This window comes from Treponema sp. JC4, from assembly GCF_000260795.1.
In the GTDB taxonomy this organism is placed as follows: domain Bacteria; phylum Spirochaetota; class Spirochaetia; order Treponematales; family Treponemataceae; genus Treponema_D.
The window spans coordinates 1-1,749 of sequence record NZ_AJGU01000094.1; the positions used below are offsets into that span (position 1 = coordinate 1).

The window sequence follows — 1,749 nt, forward strand, 5'->3', positions numbered from 1 at the left end:
AGGTACGTTTTTTTACGCCAGATGCTTGGCAGGGGTATTTTAAAGTTGACGAAAGAACTTCTTCATATCTTTTTGCGGCAGACCGCTGTGAACATATTTACGGAGACGGCGGAGTTGAAGAGCTTTTAAAAGCCGGAAGAATTGTTGTAAGTGACCGTTACTTTTTTTCAAGTCTGGCCTACCAGTCTGCAAGCTGCGGAAAAGAAATTCCCCGTCTTGTAAACTCTCCTTTTCCTCTTCCTGAAGTTTTGTTTTATTTTGAAATTAACCCGGAAATTTCATTAAAACGCGTAGAAAGCCGGGACGGAAAACGGGAAATATACGAAAAAATTGATTATCAGAAAAAGACTGCAGCCCTGTATGATGAAGTAATTTCTGAATATGAAAATAATCCTGACGGCATGAAAATTGTTCGCGTTGATGCGACAAAATCAATCGAAGAAATTTCAGATTTTATCTATAACACTCTAATCAATCTTAAAATTCTCCGATAATAATAGAGTGAAAAAATCAGTTCTTGTAATTTTACTGTGTACATTTTTCTTTTCTCTTTCACCCATAAAGGCCTTTGCCTACATGGTAAAATTCAAGGAAGACTGGTATAAGCTTTATCACGTGCATTACCAGCAGTACCCTGACGACTGCATAGAAAACATTTACTGGCTTGAAAAGGCAGCCCAGGCAGATTTCTGCAATCCTCAGTTTGCAGATTTTAAGGTTGAAAGCGAAAAGCAGTGGGAAAAATACCGCTATTTATTTCAGATGCACATTAATTTAAAACTAATTGAACAGCATCTGCGACTTGGCCGCACCTACGATAAAAAATGCATCTATTTTTACGATGCTCCCTGGAAAGAAGAATATCTTCGCAATATGGAAAAAGCCCTTACCTGCTATAAGGCCGGCCTTTATTACTGGCAGGAAGCAAAAGTCTGGTGTGAAAAATCAAGCAACGCCTCCTTCAATTTTCTCTACATTACAGAAAAGCAGAACTGGGAAGATGAAAGAGAGCGTATTGTAAAGGGCGAACTTAATTACGAAAAAATGCTTAACCGCGAAATAAGCCGCCTTGAAAAAAATATCGAAGAACTTAATTCAATGGAAAAAACTTATTAAGAGTTTAATTGAAAGTTCCGTTCACTTCTGAAACAGCTTTAAATAAATCTTCAATTGCAGAAGGACTTGTAAGAGGGCCAAAACTGAAACGAACAGCCGTTTCTCGCAGAGGTCCGTCCACATGCATTGCCTCAAGAACTGGACGGTTATTCTTTCTTGAAGAACAGGCACTTCCAGTACTGATGTAATAGCCTTTTGAATCAAGGGCACGAAGCATTACGTTTCCAGGAATATTTTTAAATGCTGCCTGAACAACATAAGGCGAAAACAACTCTGGTTTTTGCAGGCGTGAGGGCGGAATGATTGTAGCTCCAGCTAATTCAGAAAGTCTTTTTACAAAATCCTCAGTAATTTTTTTCTGAGCCTGATATAAAGCAAAGGCTTTTTCATTTTCTTCTGAGATAAAATATTTTGTAAGGCATTTGGCAAAAGCAAGGGCTCCGAATACATTTTCTGTACCGCTTCTGATTCCCTTTTCCTGACCCGCCCCCCCGCAAAAAGGGTTCAAGGCCTTTATCTGCATCCTTAAGATATAAAATTCCAATTCCGCGGGGACCGCAGATTTTGTGGGCAGAAAAGGCAGCTGAATCTACTCCCCAATCTTTAAGGCTGAAAGGAATCTTTCCGGCAGCC

At 39.5% G+C, this 1,749-nt stretch carries 2 protein-coding genes and 1 pseudogene; 2 read left to right on the forward strand and 1 reads right to left on the reverse strand.

Annotation, left to right across the window (positions count from 1 at the left end; translation table 11 throughout):
- The coding region (gene tmk, locus MSI_RS13335; protein WP_039925076.1) for a dTMP kinase at nt 1-494 on the forward strand (494 nt) is incomplete at its 5' end.
- Between the two features lie 82 nt (nt 495-576).
- On the forward strand, nt 577-1,116 hold the full coding sequence (locus MSI_RS13340; RefSeq protein ID WP_009108208.1) for a hypothetical protein: 540 nt from the start codon (nt 577-579) through the stop codon (nt 1,114-1,116).
- A 4-nt stretch (nt 1,117-1,120) separates the two neighbouring features.
- Here the strand turns inward: MSI_RS13340 and MSI_RS14605 are convergent.
- Nucleotides 1,121-1,736, reverse strand: a pseudogene (locus MSI_RS14605) (aminotransferase class V-fold PLP-dependent enzyme).
- Between the last annotated feature and the right edge of the window lie 13 nt (nt 1,737-1,749).

Bases quoted from the DNA above. Each gene is read 5' to 3' on its own strand.
- MSI_RS13340 (WP_009108208.1), top strand. From the start codon at position 577: ATGGTAAAATTCAAGGAAGACTGGTATAAGCTTTATCACGTGCATTAC.